Raw genomic sequence first — 20,121 nt, 5'->3', positions numbered from 1 at the left:
TTGGAAGCTCTGCGGCCGGAGCGCGACCTCAGCCGGTCGCCCTGGTTCCAGGCGCTCTTCGGCTTCCAGAACTTCCATGTGCCGCCGGTCGACCTGCCCGGCGTCGAGGTTTCGATGCTCGACCTCCAGGGAGAGCCGGAGGTGCACTACGACTTCACCCTGTGGATGATCGAAGACCAGCAGTCGGACCAACTGCGGGGCAGCCTGCAGTACAACCGCGACCTGTTCGACGGCACCACCGTCGAGCGCATGGTGCACGGCTTCGAGCTGCTGCTGGCGGCCATCGCCGATGGCGAGGGAGGGAGGCTCCTGGAACTGCCCCTGGTGACCGCCGGCGAGCGGCAGCAGATGCTGCGCGACTGGAACGACACCGGCGCCGGCTTCCCGCCGACCTCACTGCACGCCGCCTTCGAGGAGCGGGCCGTAGCGCAGCCGGATGCCGTGGCGGTGGTGTGCGGCGACGACGCCCTGACCTATGGCACCCTCGACGCCCGGGCCGAGACCCTGGCCCGCTGGCTGGTGGCCCACGGCAGCGGGCCGGATATCCCGGTAGCGCTGCTGGTGGATCGCCATGTCGACCTGATGGTGGGGGTGTTCGGCATCCTGAAGGCCGGCGCCGCCTACATTCCGCTGGATCCGGCGAATCCCGCCGACCGGCTGAGCTACATCCTGGAGGACTCCCGGCCGGCGGCCCTGGTGACCGTCCGGCGGGTGGCGCGGCCGGAAGTCCCGGACGGGTTGCCGGTGATCGAAATCGACGATCCGGAGGCCCTGGCGACGGCGCCTTCGGGCACCTTGCTGCCGGTGCCTGCGCCGGAAAATCTGGTCTACATCATCTACACCTCCGGATCGACGGGGCAGCCAAAGGGCGTCGCCGTCGAGCATCGGTCCGTTGCCAACTACACGCGGAGCGCCATCCGTACCTTCGGCACCGGCCGGCGCGATCGGGTGCTGCAGTTCGTTTCCATCGGCTTCGACCACGCCGCCGAGGAGATCTATCCGGTGCTCAGCCGGGGCGGCGCTCTGGTGCTGCGGACGGAGGAGATGATCGCCTCGCCGGGGCACTTCCTGGACGTCCTCGGCGACCTCCAGGTGACCACCCTCAATCTGCCGACCACCTACTGGCAGGAACTGGCGACGGCCCTCGCCGAACGGTCCCACGGCCAGCCGGCGTCCCTGCGCCTGGCGGTGTTCGGCGGTGACCGGGCGATCCCGGAGCGGGAGGAGGCGTGGTGGCGGTGGGCCGGGCAGCGGTCCGCCGGTGGCGGTACGCCGCTGCGCATGATCAACAACTACGGGCCGACGGAAGCGACCGTCGTGGCCACCATGAGCGAACTGGCGGCGGCGGAGCGCCGGCCCTCCGGCGAGCTGCCCATCGGACGCCCGGTGGACGGCGTGCGTGCGCACCTGGTGGCGCCGGACCTGCGCCCGGTGCCGGTGGGCGCGCCGGGGGAACTGTGCCTCGCCGGCGCCGGCCTGGCGCGAGGCTACCTGGCCCGCCCGGCGCTGACGGCGGAGAAGTTCGTGCCGGATCCCTTCAGCCCGGAGCCCGGCCGGCGCCTGTACCGCACCGGTGACCGGGCGCGCTACCTGGCGGACGGCGAACTGGAGTTCCTCGGCCGCGTCGACCATCAGGTCAAGGTGCGCGGCTTCCGCATCGAACTCAAGGAGATCGAGGCGGTGCTGCGCGACGACCGGACGGTGGCTGAGGCGGTGGTGATGGCGCGCCAGGACGGCCCCGGCGAAAAGCGTCTGTGCGCCTACCTGGTAACGGCGGCGGGGCAGGCGGTCGATGGGTCGGCCCTGCAGCGCAGCCTAAAGAGCCGGTTGCCGGACTACATGGTGCCGCCGGACTACGTGGTGCTCGACGCCCTGCCGCTGACTTCCAGCAACAAGGTGGACCGCCAGGCCCTGCCGGCGCCGGACCGCGACCGGTCGCTGGCGGCGGGGCCCTGGGTGGCGCCGGTGGGCAGCGTCGAGGAAACCCTGGCGGCGATCTTCGGCGAGGTGCTGGAGATCGACCGGGTGGGCGCTGAAGACGACTTTTTCGAACTCGGCGGCCACTCGCTGCTGGCGACGCGGGTGATCGCCCGGCTGCCGGAGGCCTTCGGCTGCGAGGTGCCCTTGAGAACCCTATTCGAGGCGCCCACCGTGGCCGCCCTCGCCCGGCGCCTGGGGGAGTCGGTGCCCTCCGCTGCGCCGGCCGAGGCGATCCCGCCAGCGGATCGCTCGGAGCCGCTGGCGCTGTCCTTCGCCCAGCAGCGGCTGTGGGTGCTCGATCAGCTCGATCCGGGGAGCGCCGCCTACAACATACCGGCCGCCGTGCGCCTCGACGGCGATCTCCGGGTGGCGGTGCTCGAGGCCACCCTGCAGTCGATCATCCAACGCCACGAGACCCTCCGCTCGACCATCGAATCGGGCTATGAAGCGGGTCGCGATCAACCGCACCAGGTGATCCACCAAGATCTCCCCGGTGGCGGGCCGGTGCTGCCGATCGTCGACCTGACGGCCCTGCCGCCGGCGGTGCGCGAACGCTCCGCCCGGCGCCTGGCCTTCGCCGATGCGGCGCGCCCCTTCGATCTCGCCCGCGGCCCCCTACTGCGGTCCCATCTGCTGCGCATGGGCGACGACGAGCACCGGCTGCTGGTCAACCTCCACCACATCGTCGGCGACGGCTGGTCGGTGGGTGTTTTCGTGCGCGAGCTGTCGACCTTCTATCGCGCTCACCACCAGGGGGAGGCATCGCCGCTGGCGCCCCTGCCGCTGCAGTACGCAGACTTCGCCGCCTGGCAGCGCGGGTGGCTGACCGGCGACACCCTGCAGCAGCAGATCGACTGGTGGCGCCACCATCTGGGGGATTCACCGGCGCCCCTCGACCTGCCGACGGACCGGCCGCGACCGGCCACCCAGAGCCTCCGCGGGGCGGCCTTCGACGTCGTCCTCGAGGGCTTCGCGCCGCGGGTCCAGGCTTTCGCCCGGCGGGTCGGCGCCACCCCCTTCATGGTGCTGTTGGCGGCCTTCCACGGCCTGCTGTTCCGCTACAGCGGCCAGGACGAGATCGCCGTCGGCTCGCCCATCGCCAACCGTGGCCGGCCGGAACTCGAAGGGCTGATCGGTTTCTTCGCCAACACCTTGGTGCTTCAGTCGACCTTCGAGGATGGGCCGACCTTCCTGGAGTTGGTCACCCGGGTGCGCGAAACCACTCTCGGCGCCTACGCCCACCAGGACCTGCCCTTCGAGAAGCTGGTGGAGGAGCTGGAACCGCGCCGCGACCTGTCCCGCCACCCGCTGTTCCAGGTGATGCTGGTGATGCTCAACGCGCCCCAGGGCGACGCCGAGTTGCCCGGCCTGCGCCTCACCCCGCTGACGGCGGCGACTTCGACCGCCAAGTTCGACCTCAGCCTGTTGGTGTGGGAGCGGCCGCAGGATCTGGCCTTGCAGTTCGAGTACGACACGGCGCTCTTTGACGGCGCGACGGCGACGCGCATGATGGAGCACTTCCGCCATCTCCTCGACGCGGCGCTGACGGAACCGGAGAAGGCGGTGGCGCGGCTCAACCTGATGTCCGACATGGAGCGCCGGCAAGTGCTGGCGGAATGGAGCACCAACCCGTCGGTGGCGCCGACCACCCTGCACGATCTGTTCATCGCCGCCGCCCGCCGGTTCCCGGACGCCATGGCGGTGGTGTCGCCCCAGGGGCACCTTTCCTATGCGGAGCTGGACGAGCGTTCCGCGCGCCTGGCGGCTCACCTGATCGCCCGCGGCGTCGGTCCGGATCGCGCGGTCGCCCTGTGCATCGGCCGGTCGCCGGAGCTGGCGGTCGCGGTGCTCGCCATCCTGCGCGCCGGCGGCGCCTGCATCCCCCTCGATCCCACCTATCCGCGGGAACGCCTGGCCTTCATGGTCGAGGACAGTTCCGCCGCGGTGCTGCTGGCGGACCGCCGCTACGCCGCGCTGTTGCCGGAGAGTACGGAGCCCCTGTGGCTCGAAGAAGGAGGCGCCGAGGAGCCCTCCGCCGGCGGTTTGCCCACTGCCGGTCTGCCCGCTGCCGGTACGCCCTGGAGTGGGTTCCCCGTGCTGTCGCCGGACCATCTCGCCTACGTCATCTACACCTCCGGCTCGACCGGCAAGCCGAAGGGTGTCGCCATGCGTCACGGGGCAGTGGCGAATCTGGTGCGCTGGCAGGAGCGGGTGGGTGTGCCGCGGCACCGCCGCGGCCGGACCCTGCAGTTCTCGGCCCTCTCCTTCGACGTCTCCTTCCAGGAAATGTTCTCCGCCTGGTGCGCCGGTGGAACCCTGGTGCTGTCGCCGGACGAGGTGCGGCGCGATCCCTACGAACTGCTCACCCACCTCGAACGAGAGGCGGTGGAAACGCTCTATTTACCCTTCGTCGCCCTCCAGCAGCTCGCCGAAGGGGCCGCCGAGGAAGGGCCGCGCCATCGCCTCGCCCTGGTCGATCTGATCACCGCCGGCGAGCAGCTCCGCATGACCCCGGAGGTCCGCCGTCTGGTGGGTTCCCTGGGCGCGACGCTGCACAACCACTACGGTCCGTCGGAAACCCATGTGGTCACCGCCTGGACTCGCGATGCGGCGCGCGGCGCCCAGATCGGATGGCCGGACCTGCCGCCCATCGGCCGGCCGGTGGCGGAGGCCCGGGCCTACGTGCTGGACCCCCTCGGTCAGCCGGTGCAGGTGGGCCGCTCCGGGGAGCTCTACCTGGGCGGCAACTGTCTGGCGCGGGGTTACCTGGGCCGGCCGGCGCGCACCGCCGAGAGTTTCCTGCCGGACGCCTTCGGAGCCACTCCCGGCAGTCGCCTCTACCGCACCGGTGACCTGGTGCGCTGGTTGCCGTCGGGCGACCTCGAGTTCCTCGGGCGGGCCGATTCGCAGGTCAAGGTGCGCGGCTATCGGGTGGAGCCGGGCGAGGTGGAGCAGGCCCTTGGCGGCCATCCGGCGGTGCGCGAAGCGGTGGTGGCGGCGGTCGGCGAGGCGACTCGCCGGCGCCTCGTCGCCTGGGTGGTGCCGCAGGTTGCCGCCCGTGAGGGCGATGCCGGCGCCGACGCGGAAGGCCTCCGGGCTCACCTCGGCGAGCGGTTGCCGGAGTACATGGTGCCTTCGGCCTTCCAGTTCCTCGATGCCCTGCCCTTGACCCCTAGCGGCAAGGTCAACCGGCGGCTGCTGCCGGAGCCGGACGCCGTCGCGCCGGCTTCCGAGCGGGCCTTTGTGGCGCCGCGTTCGGCGGTCGAGGAGCGCATCGCCGAGATCTGGTGTGAGGTGCTGGAGGTCGATCGCGTATCGGCCCTCGACGACTTCTTCGAACTCGGCGGCCAATCTCTGCTGGCGACCCGCGTCGTCTCCCGACTGCGGAGGGTTTTCGGGGTTGAACTGCCGGTCCGGCGCCTGTTCGAGCGCTCGACGCTGGCTGGATTGGCCGAGGCAGTGGAGGCGCTGGATGACGCGGAGAAGGGCGAGGCGGACGCCGCTGCCGGCGTGGCGGCGGAGGGGGCCGAGGCGCTGACCCTGCGGGCGCTGCCGCGGGACACCACCGACCTCCCGCTGTCCTTCGCCCAGCGCCGCCTGTGGTTCGTTGACCAGTTGAGCCCCGGAGGCAACGCCTACAACATCCCGGCCAGTGTCCGCCTGCGCGGCACCTTGCAGGTGGCGGCGATGGCGGCGGCGCTCGAGGAGATCGTGCGGCGCCACGAGGCCCTGCGCACCACCTTCCGGCGCAAGGGCCGCGAAGCGGTGCAGACGATCGCGCCCGGGCAGCCGCGGCCGCTGCCGATGATCGACCTCACCGCTCTACCGGCGGATCGGCGAGAGGGCGAGGGCCGGTCCCTGGTGCTGTCGCAGAGTCTGCGCGGCTTCGACCTCGCCCGCGGGCCGCTGTTCTCCTATTGGTTGCTGCGCTTGACGGCGGAGGACCACCTGCTGTTCACCAATACCCACCACATCGTCTCGGACGGTTGGTCCATCGGGGTGTTGGTACGGGAACTGACGCTGCTCTACGGCGCCGCCGCCACCGGCGAACCCTCACCCCTGGCGCCGCTGCCGGTGCAGTACGCGGACTTCACCCTGTGGCAGCACCGGTGGTTCGACGAGGGCGCCCTCGAAGGGCAGATCGAGTGGTGGCGAGAACGCCTCGAAGGGCGTTTGGAAGCCCTGCAGCTACCCACCGATCGGCCGCGGCCGCCGCGTCAGGACTTTCGCGGCGCGAGCCAGGCCTTCCTGCTGCCGGACGAGCTGGCGGAGACGGCTCGCGCCTACGGCAAGGCGCACGGCGGGTCGCTGTTCATCATCCTGCTCACCGCCTTCCAGGCGCTGCTCTTCCGCTGGACCGATCAGCGCTCGATCGCCGTTGGCGCTCCTATCGCCAATCGCAACCGGGAAGAGATCGAAGGCCTCATCGGATTCTTCGTCAACACCCTGGTGCTGCGCGGCGATCTGGCGCCGGAGATGTCCTTCGCGGAGCTCCACGACCAACTTCGGGACACCACCCTGGGCGCTTACTCCCAGCAGGACGTACCCTTCGAGAAACTGGTGGAGGTGCTGGCGCCGGAACGCGATCTATCGCGCCAGGCGCTCTTCCAGGTGGCTCTGGTGCTGCAGAACGCGCCCCTCGACGACTTTGCCTTGCCGGCCCTCGAGGCGGAACCGGAGATGATCGCCGGCGACGTCGCCAAATTCGACATCACCCTCACCGCCTCGGAGACCGACGGCCGCCTGCTGCTGTCCTGGAACTGGGCCTCGGCGCTCTACGAGACGACCACCATCGGGCGCATGAACGAGGCGCTGGTCCAGCTTATGGCCGCAGCCCTCGGGGCGCCGGAGACCGCCCTCGGCAGACTGTCGCTGCTCGCTCCGGGGCGCCGCCAACAGGTGCTGTACGAGTGGCCCCAGGGCCCGGCGGCGCCGGTGGAGTGGGTGTCGTTGCCGGAGCTCTTCGGTTGCTGGGTCGACCGGCAGCCGGAGGCCCCGGCGGTTCGCTTCCGCGGCGCGCCGTCGAAGACCATGACCTATGGCGAACTGGACGAGGCGGTGCGCCGGGTCGCCGCCGGCCTCACCGCCGCCGGCTGCCGCCCGGGCGATCTGGTGGCCGCCCGCATGCCCCGCTCGGCGGAGTTGCCGGTGGCCTTCCTGGCGGTGCTGGCGGCCGGTTGCTGCTACCTGCCGCTCGATCCGGAGTACCCGCCGGAACGCATCGCCTTGATGGTGCGCGAAGCTCGGCCGGTCGCGGTGCTGGTACCGCGGCGACGCGGCGAGACCAACCTGGAGGAGGTACCGCTGCTGTCTCTGGAGGCAATCCTCCAAACCGGCCCCGATGCTTTCGAGGGGCGGCCGCCGGAGCCCGCCGGCCGCGCCTACGCCATCTACACCTCCGGCTCGACGGGGCGGCCGAAAGGAGTGGAGCTGAGTCACCAGGGCCTAGCCCTGTTGAGCGCGGAGCAGCGGCGCCTGCTGGCGGTGAAGCCGGGCGATCGCGTGGCCCAGTTCGCCGCCCTGTCCTTCGATGCGGCGGTGTGGGAAATGACCCTGGCCTTCGGTGCCGGCGCCACCCTGTGCCTGGCGTCAGCGGCGGAGCTGGTACCGGGGCCGGCCCTCGGTGCCTTCCTGGCGCAAGAGAAGATCACCGTCGCCACCCTGCCGCCATCGGTCCTGGCGCGACTGCCGGAGGACGAGCTGCCGGCGCTGCGCCTGTTGATCAGCGCCGGTGAAGCCCTGACTCCGGTCCTGGCGGAACGTTGGTCTGGGGGCGACCGTCGCCGATTGGTCAACGCCTACGGTCCGACAGAGACCACCGTCTGCGCCACCCTCGGCACCATCGAGGGATCCGACGCGGCGATCACCATCGGTCGTCCCCTGGCGGGCTTCACCGCCTATGTGGTCGACGGCGGCGGCGCCTTGGTGCCGGAAGGCGTCGCCGGCGAATTGCTCCTCGGTGGGCCGTCTCTGGCGCATGGCTACCTGCGCCGGCCGGCGATCACCGCCGAGCGTTTCGTGCCGGACCCCTTCGCTGCCGAGGGCGGCCGCCTGTACCGCACCGGGGATCGGGTGCGCTGGCGGCGCAACGGTCAGCTCGAATTCCTCGGTCGCCGTGACGAGCAGGTCAAGCTCCGCGGCTTCCGGGTGGAACTGGGCGAAGTCGAAGCCGCCCTTTCGAATCTGCCGGGGGTGGAGCAGGGGGCCGTGGTGGTGGTCAAAGGATCGCGCCTGGCGGCCTTTGTGGCGGCCGCTTCGGCCGGTGAGCGGGAACTGGTGGGAAGCGATCTGCGGGCGGACCTGAGCCGGCGCCTACCGGCCCATCAGGTCCCGGCCACCATCGAAATACTGGAGCGCCTGCCGCGCACCCCGGGCGGCAAGATCGATCGTGCCGAACTGCTGCGCCGGGCCGCTGCGGCCTCGCCCCCGGATGCCGATCGGGTTCCCCCCGCCACGGCGACGGAGCGGCTGGTGGTCGAGCTGTGGCGGGAAGCCCTAGGGCGGCCCGAGATCAGCGCGACGGCGGATTTCTTCGACCTCGGAGGCGGCTCCCTGGCGGCGGTGCGGCTGGTCGAGCGGATCCACGAGGAGACCGGAGTCTCGTTCCCGCTGCGGGTGTTCTTCGAAGCGCCGACGGCACGGCGGCTGGCGGCCCGCATCGACGCCGAGCGCACCGCTTTGCCGGTGACCCCGGCGATGGAACCGGCGGCCAGCGCCACCGTCGCGGCGCCGAAGGCGTCCGCGGCCGAGCCACCAGCGCTCCGGCCGGCGCCCCTTGCGGACGGCGAGGATGCGGTGCGCCGATGGATCCTCGAAGAGGTCAACGACACCGCCGTCGACTATCCCCGGGACCTGCCCCTGCACCGCATCTTCGAGCAGCGGGTGGCGGAAGATCCCGCCGCCCTGGCGGTCGTCGATGGGGACGAGACTCTGACCTACGGTGAGCTGGACCGACGGGCCGGCGCCCTGGCGCGCCGGCTGGTGGCCGGCGGCACCGAGCCCGGCGAGCTGGTGGGCATGTGCCTCGAGCGATCCTTCGATCTGGTGGTCGCCATTCTCGGCATCCTCAAAGCCGGCGCCGCCTATGTGCCCCTCGACCCGGCCTATCCGGCAGAGCGCCTCGCCTTCATGATGCGCGACGCGCGCCTGGCGACGGTGGTGGTGTCGTCCGCCACCATCGACCTCCTGCCGGAGGACGACGAGGTCGAGCTGCTGCTGCCGCGGGGTGCCAAGAAGCCCGTTTCGATCGACGTCGATGCCGGCTCTCCGGCCTATCTGATGTACACCTCCGGTTCAACCGGCAAGCCGAAGGGGGTGCTCATCACGCACCGGGGACCGGCCCGGCTGGCGTTGGGTAGCACCCAAACGCCGGTCCTCCGTGGAGACCGCGTCGCCCTGGCGGCGAATCCGGCCTTCGACGCCTCGACCTTCGAGCTGTGGTCGGCGCTGCTCAACGGCGCGACGCTGGTGGTGATCCCGCGCGAGACGGCCCTCGCCACCCCGGCCCTCGGGCGGGAGATCCGGCGGCGGGAGATCGACGTCGCTTTTCTCACCACCTCGTGGTTCCACCAGGTGGCCCGCGAGGCGCCGCAAGCGCTGGAACCGCTGCGGATGCTGGTCTTCGGCGGTGAATCCGCCAGTCCGGAGGTGCTCCGCGGCCTGCTGGCGGCGGGTTTCGGGCCGCGGCTGGTCAACGGTTACGGCCCGACCGAGAACACCGTCTTCTCGACCTGCGAGGTGGTGACGGAGATCGCGGAGGACGCCGACTCGGTTTCCATCGGCCGGCCGATCGCCAACAGCCAGGCCTACGTTGTGGACGGCGAATTCCGGCTCCATTTGCCGGGGGAGATCGGCGAGCTCCTGCTGGGCGGTGATGGCCTGGCGATCGGGTACCACGACCGGCCGGCGCTGACCGCGGAACGCTTCGTGCCGAATCCCTTCGGACCGGCCGGCAGCCGCCTCTACCGCAGTGGCGACGAGGCGGCCTGGCTCGAAGACGGCCGGCTGGCGTTCTTCGGCCGTCTCGATCGGCAGGTCAAGTTGCGCGGCAACCGCATCGAGCTGGGGGAGATCGAAGCGACCCTGGAAGAGCATCCAGCGGTGGCGTCGGCGGTGGTGGTGCTGCGCGAGGAGACCGGCGACCGGCGTCTGGTCGCCTTCCTGGTACCGGCGTCGGGTTCGGCCGGCGATGCTCTGGAGGTGGAAGGCCTGCGGGCGACGGTGACGGGACAGCTGCCCGCGGTGATGGTGCCGGCGGCCTTCGTTGAACTGGAGCGGCTGCCCCTCAATGCCAACGGCAAGGTCGACCGCCACGCCCTGGTAGAGATGCCCCTCGCCAGCGCATCGGGCCGCCGGGGGGAAGCGGGTTCTGAAGCGGCATTCGGAGCCCGCACCGAGACCGAAGCTCTGGTCGCCGGCATCTGGAGCGAGGTGCTCGGTGCTGACGATCTCGGCGTCGAAGACGACTTCTTCGCCCTCGGCGGCCATTCCCTCCTCGCCACCCAGATCATCGGCCGAGTGGAGGAGACTTTCGGTGTCGAGCTGTCCTTGGTGACGCTCTTTGAACAGCCGACGGTGGCCGGCACCGCTGCCGAGATCGACCGCCTGCTCGGTCGCGAGCCGGTTCCCCTAGCGGAACCGGAGGGGGCGGGAGCGTCGCCTTCGTCCGCGGCGGGGGCGACGCGGACCACCCACCGCACGGCGCCGCTGTCCTTCGCCCAGCAGCGTTTGTGGTTCCTCGATCGCCTCGATCCGGGCAACGGTGCCTACAACGTGCCGGCGGGGGTGCGCCTCCGCGGAAGGCTCGAGCCGGCCGCCCTGCAGGCGGCGCTGGCGGAGATGGTGCGCCGCCACGAAACCCTGCGTACGGTGTTTCAGCAGGTGGACGACCGGCCGGAGCAGGTGGTGGGGGAGTACCCCGCCGGTGAAGGTGCGTTGCTGCCGCTGATCGATCTCTCCGGCCTACCGGAGGCGCGGCGCGAGGCCTTGCCCGAAGCCCTGCTCGCTAGCGAGGGCATGCGGCCCTTCGACCTACAGCGCGGACCGACCTTCCGCTGCCGGTTGCTCCGCACCGCGGCGGACGATCACCAGATGCTGGTGGTCTTGCACCACATCATCAGCGACGCTTGGTCCATCGGGGTGTTCATCGCCGAGCTGTCGAGTCTCTACGCGGCGGCCCTGGGGGATCGCCGGTCGCCGCTGCCGGAGCTGCCCAAACAGTTCGGGGACTACGCCGAAGAACAGCGCCGGGTGATGACCGACGACCATCTGGCGACGCAGATCGACAAGGCCGTCGGCGATTTGGCGGACTACATCGAACCGCTGGAGCTGCCCACCGACCGGCCGCGGCCGAAGAACCAGAGCTTCGCCGGCAGGCTCTCCAGCTACGCTCTGGACGGCGGCCTCACGGGCCGCCTGGAGTCCCTTGCCCGCGGCGAGTCAGCAACCCTATTCATGGCGGTACTGGCGGCCTTCGGTGCGCTCCTCGGCCGCTGGTCCGGCCGGCGGCAGCTCGCCGTCGGATCGCCGATCGCCAACCGCCAGCGGGCTGAGGTGCGGAATCTGATCGGCTTCTTCACCAACACCATCGTGCTGCCGGTGGACCTCTCTCCGGCGGCGACCGACGACGAGGGCGCCGCGAGCCTCACCTTCCGGCAACTGTTGGCCCGCGCTCGGCGCTCGGCCACTGCCGGTTTCGGGCGCGGCGAACTGCCCTTCGAGCGCCTGGTGGACCGTCTGGAGCCGGATCGCGACCCGTCCCGCCAGCCGCTCTTCCAGGTGATGTTGGTGGTGCGCGGCGCGGGCGGTGAGGAAGGTCTCCACATGCCGGGTCTCGAGGTCGAGAGCCTGCCGGTCGCCAATCAGACCTCGAAGTTCGACTTGACCCTCTTCCTGTACGCCGGAGCCAATCATCTCGAAGCTCAGATCGAGTACGCCACGGCGCTCTTCGACGAGGCGACCATCGAGCGCCTCGCGGCGTCCTTCGAGCACCTTTTGCGCTCGGTGCTCGACGATCCCGACCGGCCCCTCGACAAGATCGACCTGCGCTCCCCGGAGGAGGTTCGCCAGATCGCTGAGTGGAACGCCGCTGGCGGTGCCCCGCTGGCGGGCGACTCGCCGATGACCCTCCACGGGCTGTTCGAGCGCCAGGCGCGGATCACCCCGAACCGGCCGGCGGTGATCGACAGCGAACGCTCTCTGACCTACCGCCAGCTCGGCGAGCGCTCCGCCGCCCTGGCCCGGGAACTGGTGCGGCGCGGCGTGCGGCCGGACTCCGCCGTCGCCGTCTGCCTCGACCGCTCGGCGGAGATGGCCGTGGCGGTGCTGGCGGTGCTGCGCGCCGGCGGCGCCTGCGTGGCTCTCGATCCGGCGTACCCGGCAGAGCGTCTGGACTTCATGCTGCGCGACCGCGCGCCGACTCTGTTGATCGCTTCGGCTCAGCGCCTGGCGGCCCTGCCGCCGGTGCCCGACGGACTGCCGGTGCTCGACGATCCGGCGGCGGAGCGCGCCGCCGACGACCTGGCGCTGCCGGCGGCGGCGAGCGGCGACCTCCTCGCCTACTTGATCTACACCTCCGGCTCGACGGGCCAGCCGAAGGGCGTGGCGATGCGCCACGCTGCGCTGGTGCAGTTGATCGAGTGGCAGCGGCGGCGCGACGTGCCGGCCGGTGCAGCCCGCGGCGAGGAAGTGCGGTCGCTGCAGTTCGCCGCCCTTTCCTTCGATGTTTCCTTCCAGGAGTTGTTCGCCACCTGGGCCACCGGCGGTACCCTGGTGACCATTGCCGAAGAGGCCCGGCGCGACGCCTTCGAGCTGGCTCGGCATCTCGAACGGCACCGCATCCAGGCCCTCTATCTGCCCTTCGTTGCTCTCCAGGGACTGGCCGAGGCGGTAGCCGCCGGCGCCCCGCTGCCGAGCCACCTGACGGATCTGGTGACCGCCGGTGAGCAACTGCGGGTGACGCCGGCGATCCGCACCCTTCTCGAGCGCCTGCCGGCGGCCCGCCTGCACAACCAGTACGGTCCGTCGGAGACCCACGTCGTCACCGCCTGGACCGGAGCCGGGAAGGCCGCCGCGCCGGAGCTGCCGCCGATCGGTTCGCCGGTGGCCGGCACCCGCCTGCACATTCTCGATCGCACCCTGTATCCGGCACCGCTGGGGGCCGCCGGCGAGCTGGTGTTCGCCGGCGCCTGCCTGGCCCGCGGTTATCTCGGCCGGCCGGCCGCCACCGCCGAGCGCTTCGTGCCGGATCCTTGGGGGGTGCCCGGTGCTCGCATGTACCGCACCGGCGATCTCGGCCGCTGGCTGGCCGCCGGCTCCGATGCCGGTTCGGTGGAGTTTCTCGGCCGCATCGACACGCAGGTCAAAGTGCGCGGCTTCCGGGTGGAACCGGGGGAGATCGAACAGGTCTTGACGGACCATCCGACGATCGCCCAGGCGGTGGTGGTGGCGCTGGGGGAAGGGGCCGAGAAGCGGCTGGTGGCCTACTTCACCGGTACGGCGGAGACCGCCCCCACGGCGGATGCTACTCCCTCCGCTGAGGAACTGGAGAGCTTCCTGGCGGAGCGGCTACCGGAGTACATGGTACCGGCGGTCTTCGTGCCTCTGACGGCCCTGCCGCTCACCCCCAGCGGCAAGATCGACCGCCGCTCCCTGCCGGACCCGGGGGCCGACCGGCGGGTGCAGGGGGAGCCGCCGGCTGGGCCGTTGGAGGAGACCATCGCGGCGGTGTGGAGCGAGCTCCTCGGCCTCGAACAGGTGGCAGCCCGGGAGAACTTTTTTCGCCTGGGCGGCCACTCCCTGCTCGCCACCCAAGTGGCCTCACGGCTCACCCGGCAGCTCGAACGCGAGATCCCGGTACGCGCCATCTTCGAGGCGCCGACGGTGCGCGCCTTGGCGCGGCGGGTTCAGGAACTGGCGGCCGTGGAGTCGACGGACGAAGACTCCGGCGGGGAAGACGTCATCGCCGGCGAAGGGCCGTTGTCCTTCGCCCAGCAGCGGTTGTGGCTGATCGACCGACTCGATCCGGGCAACCCCGCCTACAATTTGCCGGCGGCGATGGATCTTCTCGGTCCGCTCGATGTCCCGGCGCTGGCGGCCGCCTTGACGGCCCTGGTCGAGCGGCACGAGGGCCTGCGGACCCTCTTCGTGGAGGGTCGCGAGGGACCGCGGCAGAAGGTCGTACCGCCTTCCGCGCAGCGGCTACCGCTGATCGATTTGGCCGCCCTGCCGGCTGCCGTCGCCGAGGGCGAAGGGAGCCGCTTCACTCACCGCGAGGCGATCTATCGCTTCGATCTGGCCCGCGGGCCGCTGCTGCGCACGGTGCTGCTGCGCCGCACACCGGAAGTGCACCGTCTGCTGGTCAACCAGCACCACATCATTTCCGACGGCTGGTCGATCGGCATTCTGGTGGCCGAGTTGTCCGAGTTCTACGCCGCCGCGAGGGAGGGGCGCGCCGCGGCGCTGCCGGAACTCGCCACCACCTACGTCCACCACGCCAGCCGGCAGCGGCTGGTCGCCGGCCGCATGGACGAAGAGCTGGATTTCTGGCTCGATCACCTACAGGGCGGCAGCGAGCCGCTCGAGCTGCCGACGGATTTCCCTCGGCCGGCGGTGCAGAGCCATCGCGGTGCCGATCGCTTCCGCGCTCTGGATCCCGCCCTCTCCGCTCCCTTGCGGCAACTCGCCGCGGCGCACGACGCGACGCCGTACATGGTCTTCCTGACCCTCTTCGGAGAGTTGCTCGGGCGCTGGTCCGGCCGCCGGGACGTGGTGGTCGGCACGCCCATCGCCAACCGCCAGGAGGCGGCGACGGAAGGCCTGATCGGTTTCTTCGCCAATACCCTGGCGCTGCGCCTCGACCTCGCGGCCGAAGCGACCTTCGAGGAGGCCGTCGCCGCCACCCGGCGGCTGACCCTCGAGGCCTTTTCCCACCAGGATCTGCCCTTCGAGAAGCTGGTGGAGGTGCTGGAACCGGAGCGCGATCTGGCCCGGGAGCCAATCTTCCAGGTGATGTTCACCCTGCAGAACGTCGAGGGCCGGCGCCTGGAGCTGCCCGGCATCGAGGTGAGGATGGCCGATGCCGTGGGGCAGATTGCGAAGTTCGACCTGACCCTGCTGGTGACCGAGGCGGCGAACGGCTTCCATCTCTCCCTCAACTATGCAACGGATCTGTTCTCGGCGACCACCGCCGACCGCATGCTCGATCACCTGGAGACGCTGGTGCGAGAGGCGCTGGCGGATCCGTCCCGGCGGGTGGTGGACCTGGCGATGCTCTCGCCCACCGAGCGCCACCAGCTCCTCCACGAGTGGAGCACCACCGGCTCCTCCGGCGACCCCCTGGTGGCTTCGTTGCCGGAGCGGGTTCGCCGCAGCGCCGAGGCCCGGCCGGAGCGGGTGGCGGTGGTGGGCGATTCGGAGCACCTGACCTACCTTCGCCTGGTGAACGAGGCCAAGACCCTGGCCGGCCGGCTGACCGCCGCCGGAGTCGGGCCGGAGGTACGGGTCGGCCTCGCGATCGAGCGCTCGCCGGCGGCGGTGGTCTCCGCCCTCGGCATCCTGTGGGCCGGCGGCGCGTGTGTGCCATTGGATCCGGCGATGCCGACGGAGAGGTTGCGCTTCCTGATCGACAACGCCGGCGTCGCGGCGGTGGTCACCGAGGAGCGCTGGCGCTCCCGGCTGCCGCTCGAAGGCCTGCCGCCGGAGGCCGTGGTGACGATGAACCGAGGCGAGCCGATCGCCGCGGTGGGCAAAGGACTGGCGGCTCCGGCGGTTCTCGATGCGCGACAGCTCGCGTTTCTCTTCTACACCTCCGGATCGACCGGCCAACCGAAGGGGGTGGCCGTTTCGCACCGCAACATGGTGCGCGTCGCCCTCGATCAGGCCGCGCTCGGCGCCGACGAGGTGATTCCGCACCTGGCTACCCTGTCCTTCGATGCCGCGACCGTCGAGCTGTGGGCGCCGCTGCTGGCCGGCGGCCGCATGGCGGTGCTGCCGCCGGGTCCCCTCAGCCTCGAGGACCTGGGCCGGAGCCTGCTGGAACAGCGGCCGACCTCGATGTTCCTGACTTCGGGTTTGTTCCACCAGATGATCATGGAGCAGCCGGAGGCTTTCCAGAGCCTGTACCGCCTATCCGCCGGCGGCGAGGTGCTGAATCCCGCCACGGTGCTGCGGGCGCGCGATCTCCTGGCGCCGCGCGGGCGGATGGTGAACGTCTACGGTCCAACGGAAAACGCCACCTACACCACCTTCCATCCCCTGGCCCTCGACGAAACGGTGCCGGACACGGTGCCGATCGGGCGGGCGATCGCCGACACCTCGATCTACGTGCTCGACCGGAATCTGCAGGCGGTGCCGATCGGCGTGTGGGGTGAACTGTTCACCGGTGGCGAAGGGGTGGCGCGGGGCTATCTGGGACTTCCCGGGCGGACCGCCGAGAGCTTCTTGCCGAATCCCTTCGCCGGCGCGGGCGAGCGCATGTACCGCACCGGCGACGTCGTTCGCTTCCGCGCCGACGGTGCTCTCGAATTCGGTGGCCGCCGGGACCAGCAAGTCAAGATCCGCGGTTTCCGCATCGAGCCGGGAGAAGTGGAGGCGGCCCTCGAGGCGCTGCCCGGCGTGGCGAACGCGGTGGTCCTGGTCGAGCAGGACCACAAGGGCGACAAGCGGCTGGTGGCCTATGCCGCGGTGCAAAGGGAGAACGAGAGCGCGACCGTCGACGCCCTGCGCGACGGCCTCGCCGAACAGCTACCGGACTTCATGGTGCCGGCGACGTTCGTCCTCTTGGACCGCTTCCCCCTCGGCCCGACGGGCAAAATAGACCGCCAGCGCCTGCGGCGGGAGCACGGCCCCTCGCCCGCCGGATCGCCGGCCTCGCGCCAAGCTCCGAGGTCGGTGACCGAGGCCCTGCTGGTGGAGATCTGGAAGGGGCTGCTGGAGGTGCCCGCCGTCGGCGTCGAGGACAACTTCTTCCACCTCGGCGGCCACTCCCTCCTCGCCACTCAGCTAGTGTCCCGGCTGCGCGACCGCTTCGGTGTCGCCGTGCCTCTGCGCACGGTGATGGAGCGGCCGACCATCGCGCTCCTCGCCGAGATTCTGGATGCCGCCTCGAGGGACGACCTCGGAGCGGATCCGGTGCGCCGGAAAGAGCGTCCTGAGGTGCTGCCCCTTTCCTTCGCGCAGCAGCGCTTGTGGCTGCTCGATCAGTTGAATCCCGGCGATCCGGCCTACAACCTGGGGGTGATCCTCACCCTGGACGGTCGCCTCGACGGGCGCGCCCTGAGTACGGCCTTCGGAGAGATCGTCGAGCGCCACGAGGTGCTGCGATCGGTTTACGGCGAAGCGGCCGGGCGACCGACCCAGCGGGTCCTGGAAGCGGTGGCGGATCCGGCCTGGACGGTCGACCTCTCGGATTTGCCGAGGGCGGTCGCCGCCGCCGAGGTGACGCGCCTCTCCGCCGCCGAGGCGGCACGCGGCTTCGACCTCTCCCACGGTCCGATCCTGCGGGTCTTCGTCTACCGCTTGTCGGCGACGGAACACCAGCTCCAGACGACGGTCCACCACATTGCCGGCGACGGTTGGTCACTGGGAGTCTTCGTTCGCGAGCTGACGACCCTCTACCGGGCCTTCAGCGAGGGTGATCCTTCGCCGCTGCCGGAACTGCCTCTGCAGTACGCGGATTTTGCTCTCTGGCAGCGGGAATGGCTGAGTGGCGAAGTTCTCGAAGGGCAGCTCGCCTACTGGCGTCAGCGCTTCGACACCCTGCCGGAGCCCCTCGACCTGCCCCTCGACCGGCCGCGGCCGAAGGATCTTTCGACCTTCGGGGACCATTGGGGCGAGGAACTTCCGGCGGCCACCGTCGACGCTCTCGAAGCCTTCGCGGCGCAGCACGAGGTGACCCCGTTCATGGTCTTGCTGTCGGCCTTCGCGACATTGATGGCGCGCACCGGCGGTCGCCGGGATCTGGTGGTCGGTACGCCCATCGCCAACCGCAACCGATCGGAGATCGAAGGGCTGATCGGCTTCTTCGTCAATACCCTCGCTCTGCGGCTGGACCTGTCCGGCACGCCGTCCTTCGAAGACCTGGTGCTGCGCGTGCGAGACCGCACGCTCGGTGCCTACGCTCACCAGGATTTGCCCTTCGAGCGTCTGGTAGACGAGCTCAACCCCGACCGGAGCAGCGCGCGCACGCCGCTTTTCGAAGTGATGTTCTCGCTGCAGAACGCCCCGTCCGGCGATCTCGATATGCCGGATTTGAGGGTGCGGTCGTTGGGTTCCGGCACGCCGCGCGCCAAGTTCGATCTGATGGTCGACGCCACCCTGGGAAAGGGCGCGGCGGGCACCGCCTGGACCTTCCGCCGCGCCCTCTTCGACCGGCCGACGGTGGAGCGTATGGCGTTGGCCTTCGGCAGTCTGCTGGGTGCCGCCCTTGAAGCTCCGGAACGCTCCGTCTTCGAGCTGCCGATGCTGTGCTCCCAGGAGCGTCTGGAAGTGCTGGCGAGCGGGATCGCGCCGCGCAACGGCTCGAGGCCGGCGGCGACCTCCCTCGCCGAGGCGGTCTGGCGTCGCGCTCGCCGCCGTCCGAACGACCCGGCCCTGGCGGATGGCCGCCGGGGGCTGACCTTCGGCGAACTGGAAGGCGAAGCCCGGGCCGTCGCCGGGGGCCTCGCCGCCGCCGGCACGCGACCGGGCGATCGGGTGGGTTTGTGTATCGGTCGCTCGGTCGAGTCGGTGGTCGGTCTGCTGGCGATTCTCGAAGCCGGCGCCGCCTACGTACCCCTCGATCCTTCCCTGCCGGCGGGGCGCCTGGCGGCGATGATCGAGGATGCAGGGGTGAGCCGGGCGCTGGTGGTAGCGGCGACCGCCGGCACGGTGGAGGACGTGGTGCCGGGGGTGGCCGAGCTCGACCTCGACGAGCTGAAGGCGGCTGGCCGGGGGAAGGACGGGCCGGCGGCACCGGTGGACTCGAGCGGCGCTGGGCTCGGCGATCTGGCCTACATCATCTTCACTTCCGGATCGACCGGCCGGCCGAAGGGCGTGGCGATGAGCCACCAGGGAACCCTCCACCTGCTCGAAGGTCTGTCGGACCGGGTGTTCGAGGGCGAGAATCGGCGCCTGCGGGCGAGCCTCAACGCGCCGCTGGGATTCGATGCCTCGGTGCAGCAGATCGTGCAGCTAGCGCGGGGACACGCCCTGCGGATCATCCCGCAGGAGGCGCGGCAGGACGGCGCGCTGCTCCTCGCTCTGCTGGCCGACGAAGAGATCGAGGTCTTTGACACCACTCCGGCGCAGGTCCGCATGCTGCTGGCCGCTGGCCTGCTCGAAAGCGGTCACCGGCTGCCGGACATCTGGCTGGTGGGCGGTGAGGCGATCGAGCAGGATCTGTGGGAAATCCTGACCGCCTTACCGGCGAAGGTGTTCAACGTCTACGGGCCGACGGAATGCGCCGTGGACACCACCGCCCGGCGCATCGAACCCAGGTGCGCCCGGCCCAGTCTCGGGGCGCCGCTGCCGGGGGCAACGGTGCGGGTGCTCGACGATTTCCTGGAGCCGGTTCCGGTGGGGGTGGTCGGCGAGTTGACCATCGCCGGCCGCGGTGTGGCCATGGGGTACTGGGGCCGGCCGGCGCTGACCGCCGAGCGCTTCGTGCCGGATCCCTTCGGGGGACCCGGCGCCCGCCTGTATCTGAGCGGCGACCTGGCCCGCTGGAGCGGCGGCGCCGTCCGCGAGCTGCAGTCCCTTGGCCGGCGCGACGGTCAGGTCAAGGTGCGCGGCTATCGCATCGAACTGGGCGAGATCGAGTCCGTGCTGCGGAGCGACCCGGCGGTCGCCCAGGCGGCGGTGGTGGTGCGGCAGGACCGGGGTCTGGATCGACGACTGGTGGCCTACGTGGTTGCCGAATCGCCGGATGCCCTCGAAATCGGAACGTTGCGCGAAGGCCTGAGGGCGAGGCTTCCGGAGTACATGGTGCCGGCGGCCTTCGGGGTGCTCGACGGATTGCCCCTCAACGCCAGCGGCAAGGTCGACCGGCGAGCCTTGCAGGCACCGGACATGGCGCCCACGGAGTTTGCCGGGGAGGGTGAGTTCATCGCTCCGCGGGACGAGCGCGAGCAGGCTCTTTGCGCGCTCTACCGCGAGTTGCTCGGG

Annotated in this window: 1 protein-coding gene (running past both ends of the window); it reads left to right on the top strand. The window is 70.8% G+C overall.

This entire window lies inside a single protein-coding gene on the top strand: locus AAF481_15465, encoding a non-ribosomal peptide synthase/polyketide synthase. The 54,459-nt coding sequence extends 10,767 nt beyond the window's left edge and 23,571 nt beyond its right edge, so the window shows coding positions 10,768–30,888 (codon 3,590, complete, through codon 10,296, complete); the first codon wholly inside the window starts at position 1. Both the start codon and the stop codon lie outside the window.

This window comes from Acidobacteriota bacterium, assembly GCA_039030395.1.
In the GTDB taxonomy this organism is placed as follows: Bacteria; Acidobacteriota; Thermoanaerobaculia; order Multivoradales; family JBCCEF01; genus JBCCEF01.
This window is presented reverse-complemented; position numbering and strand designations above follow the sequence as displayed.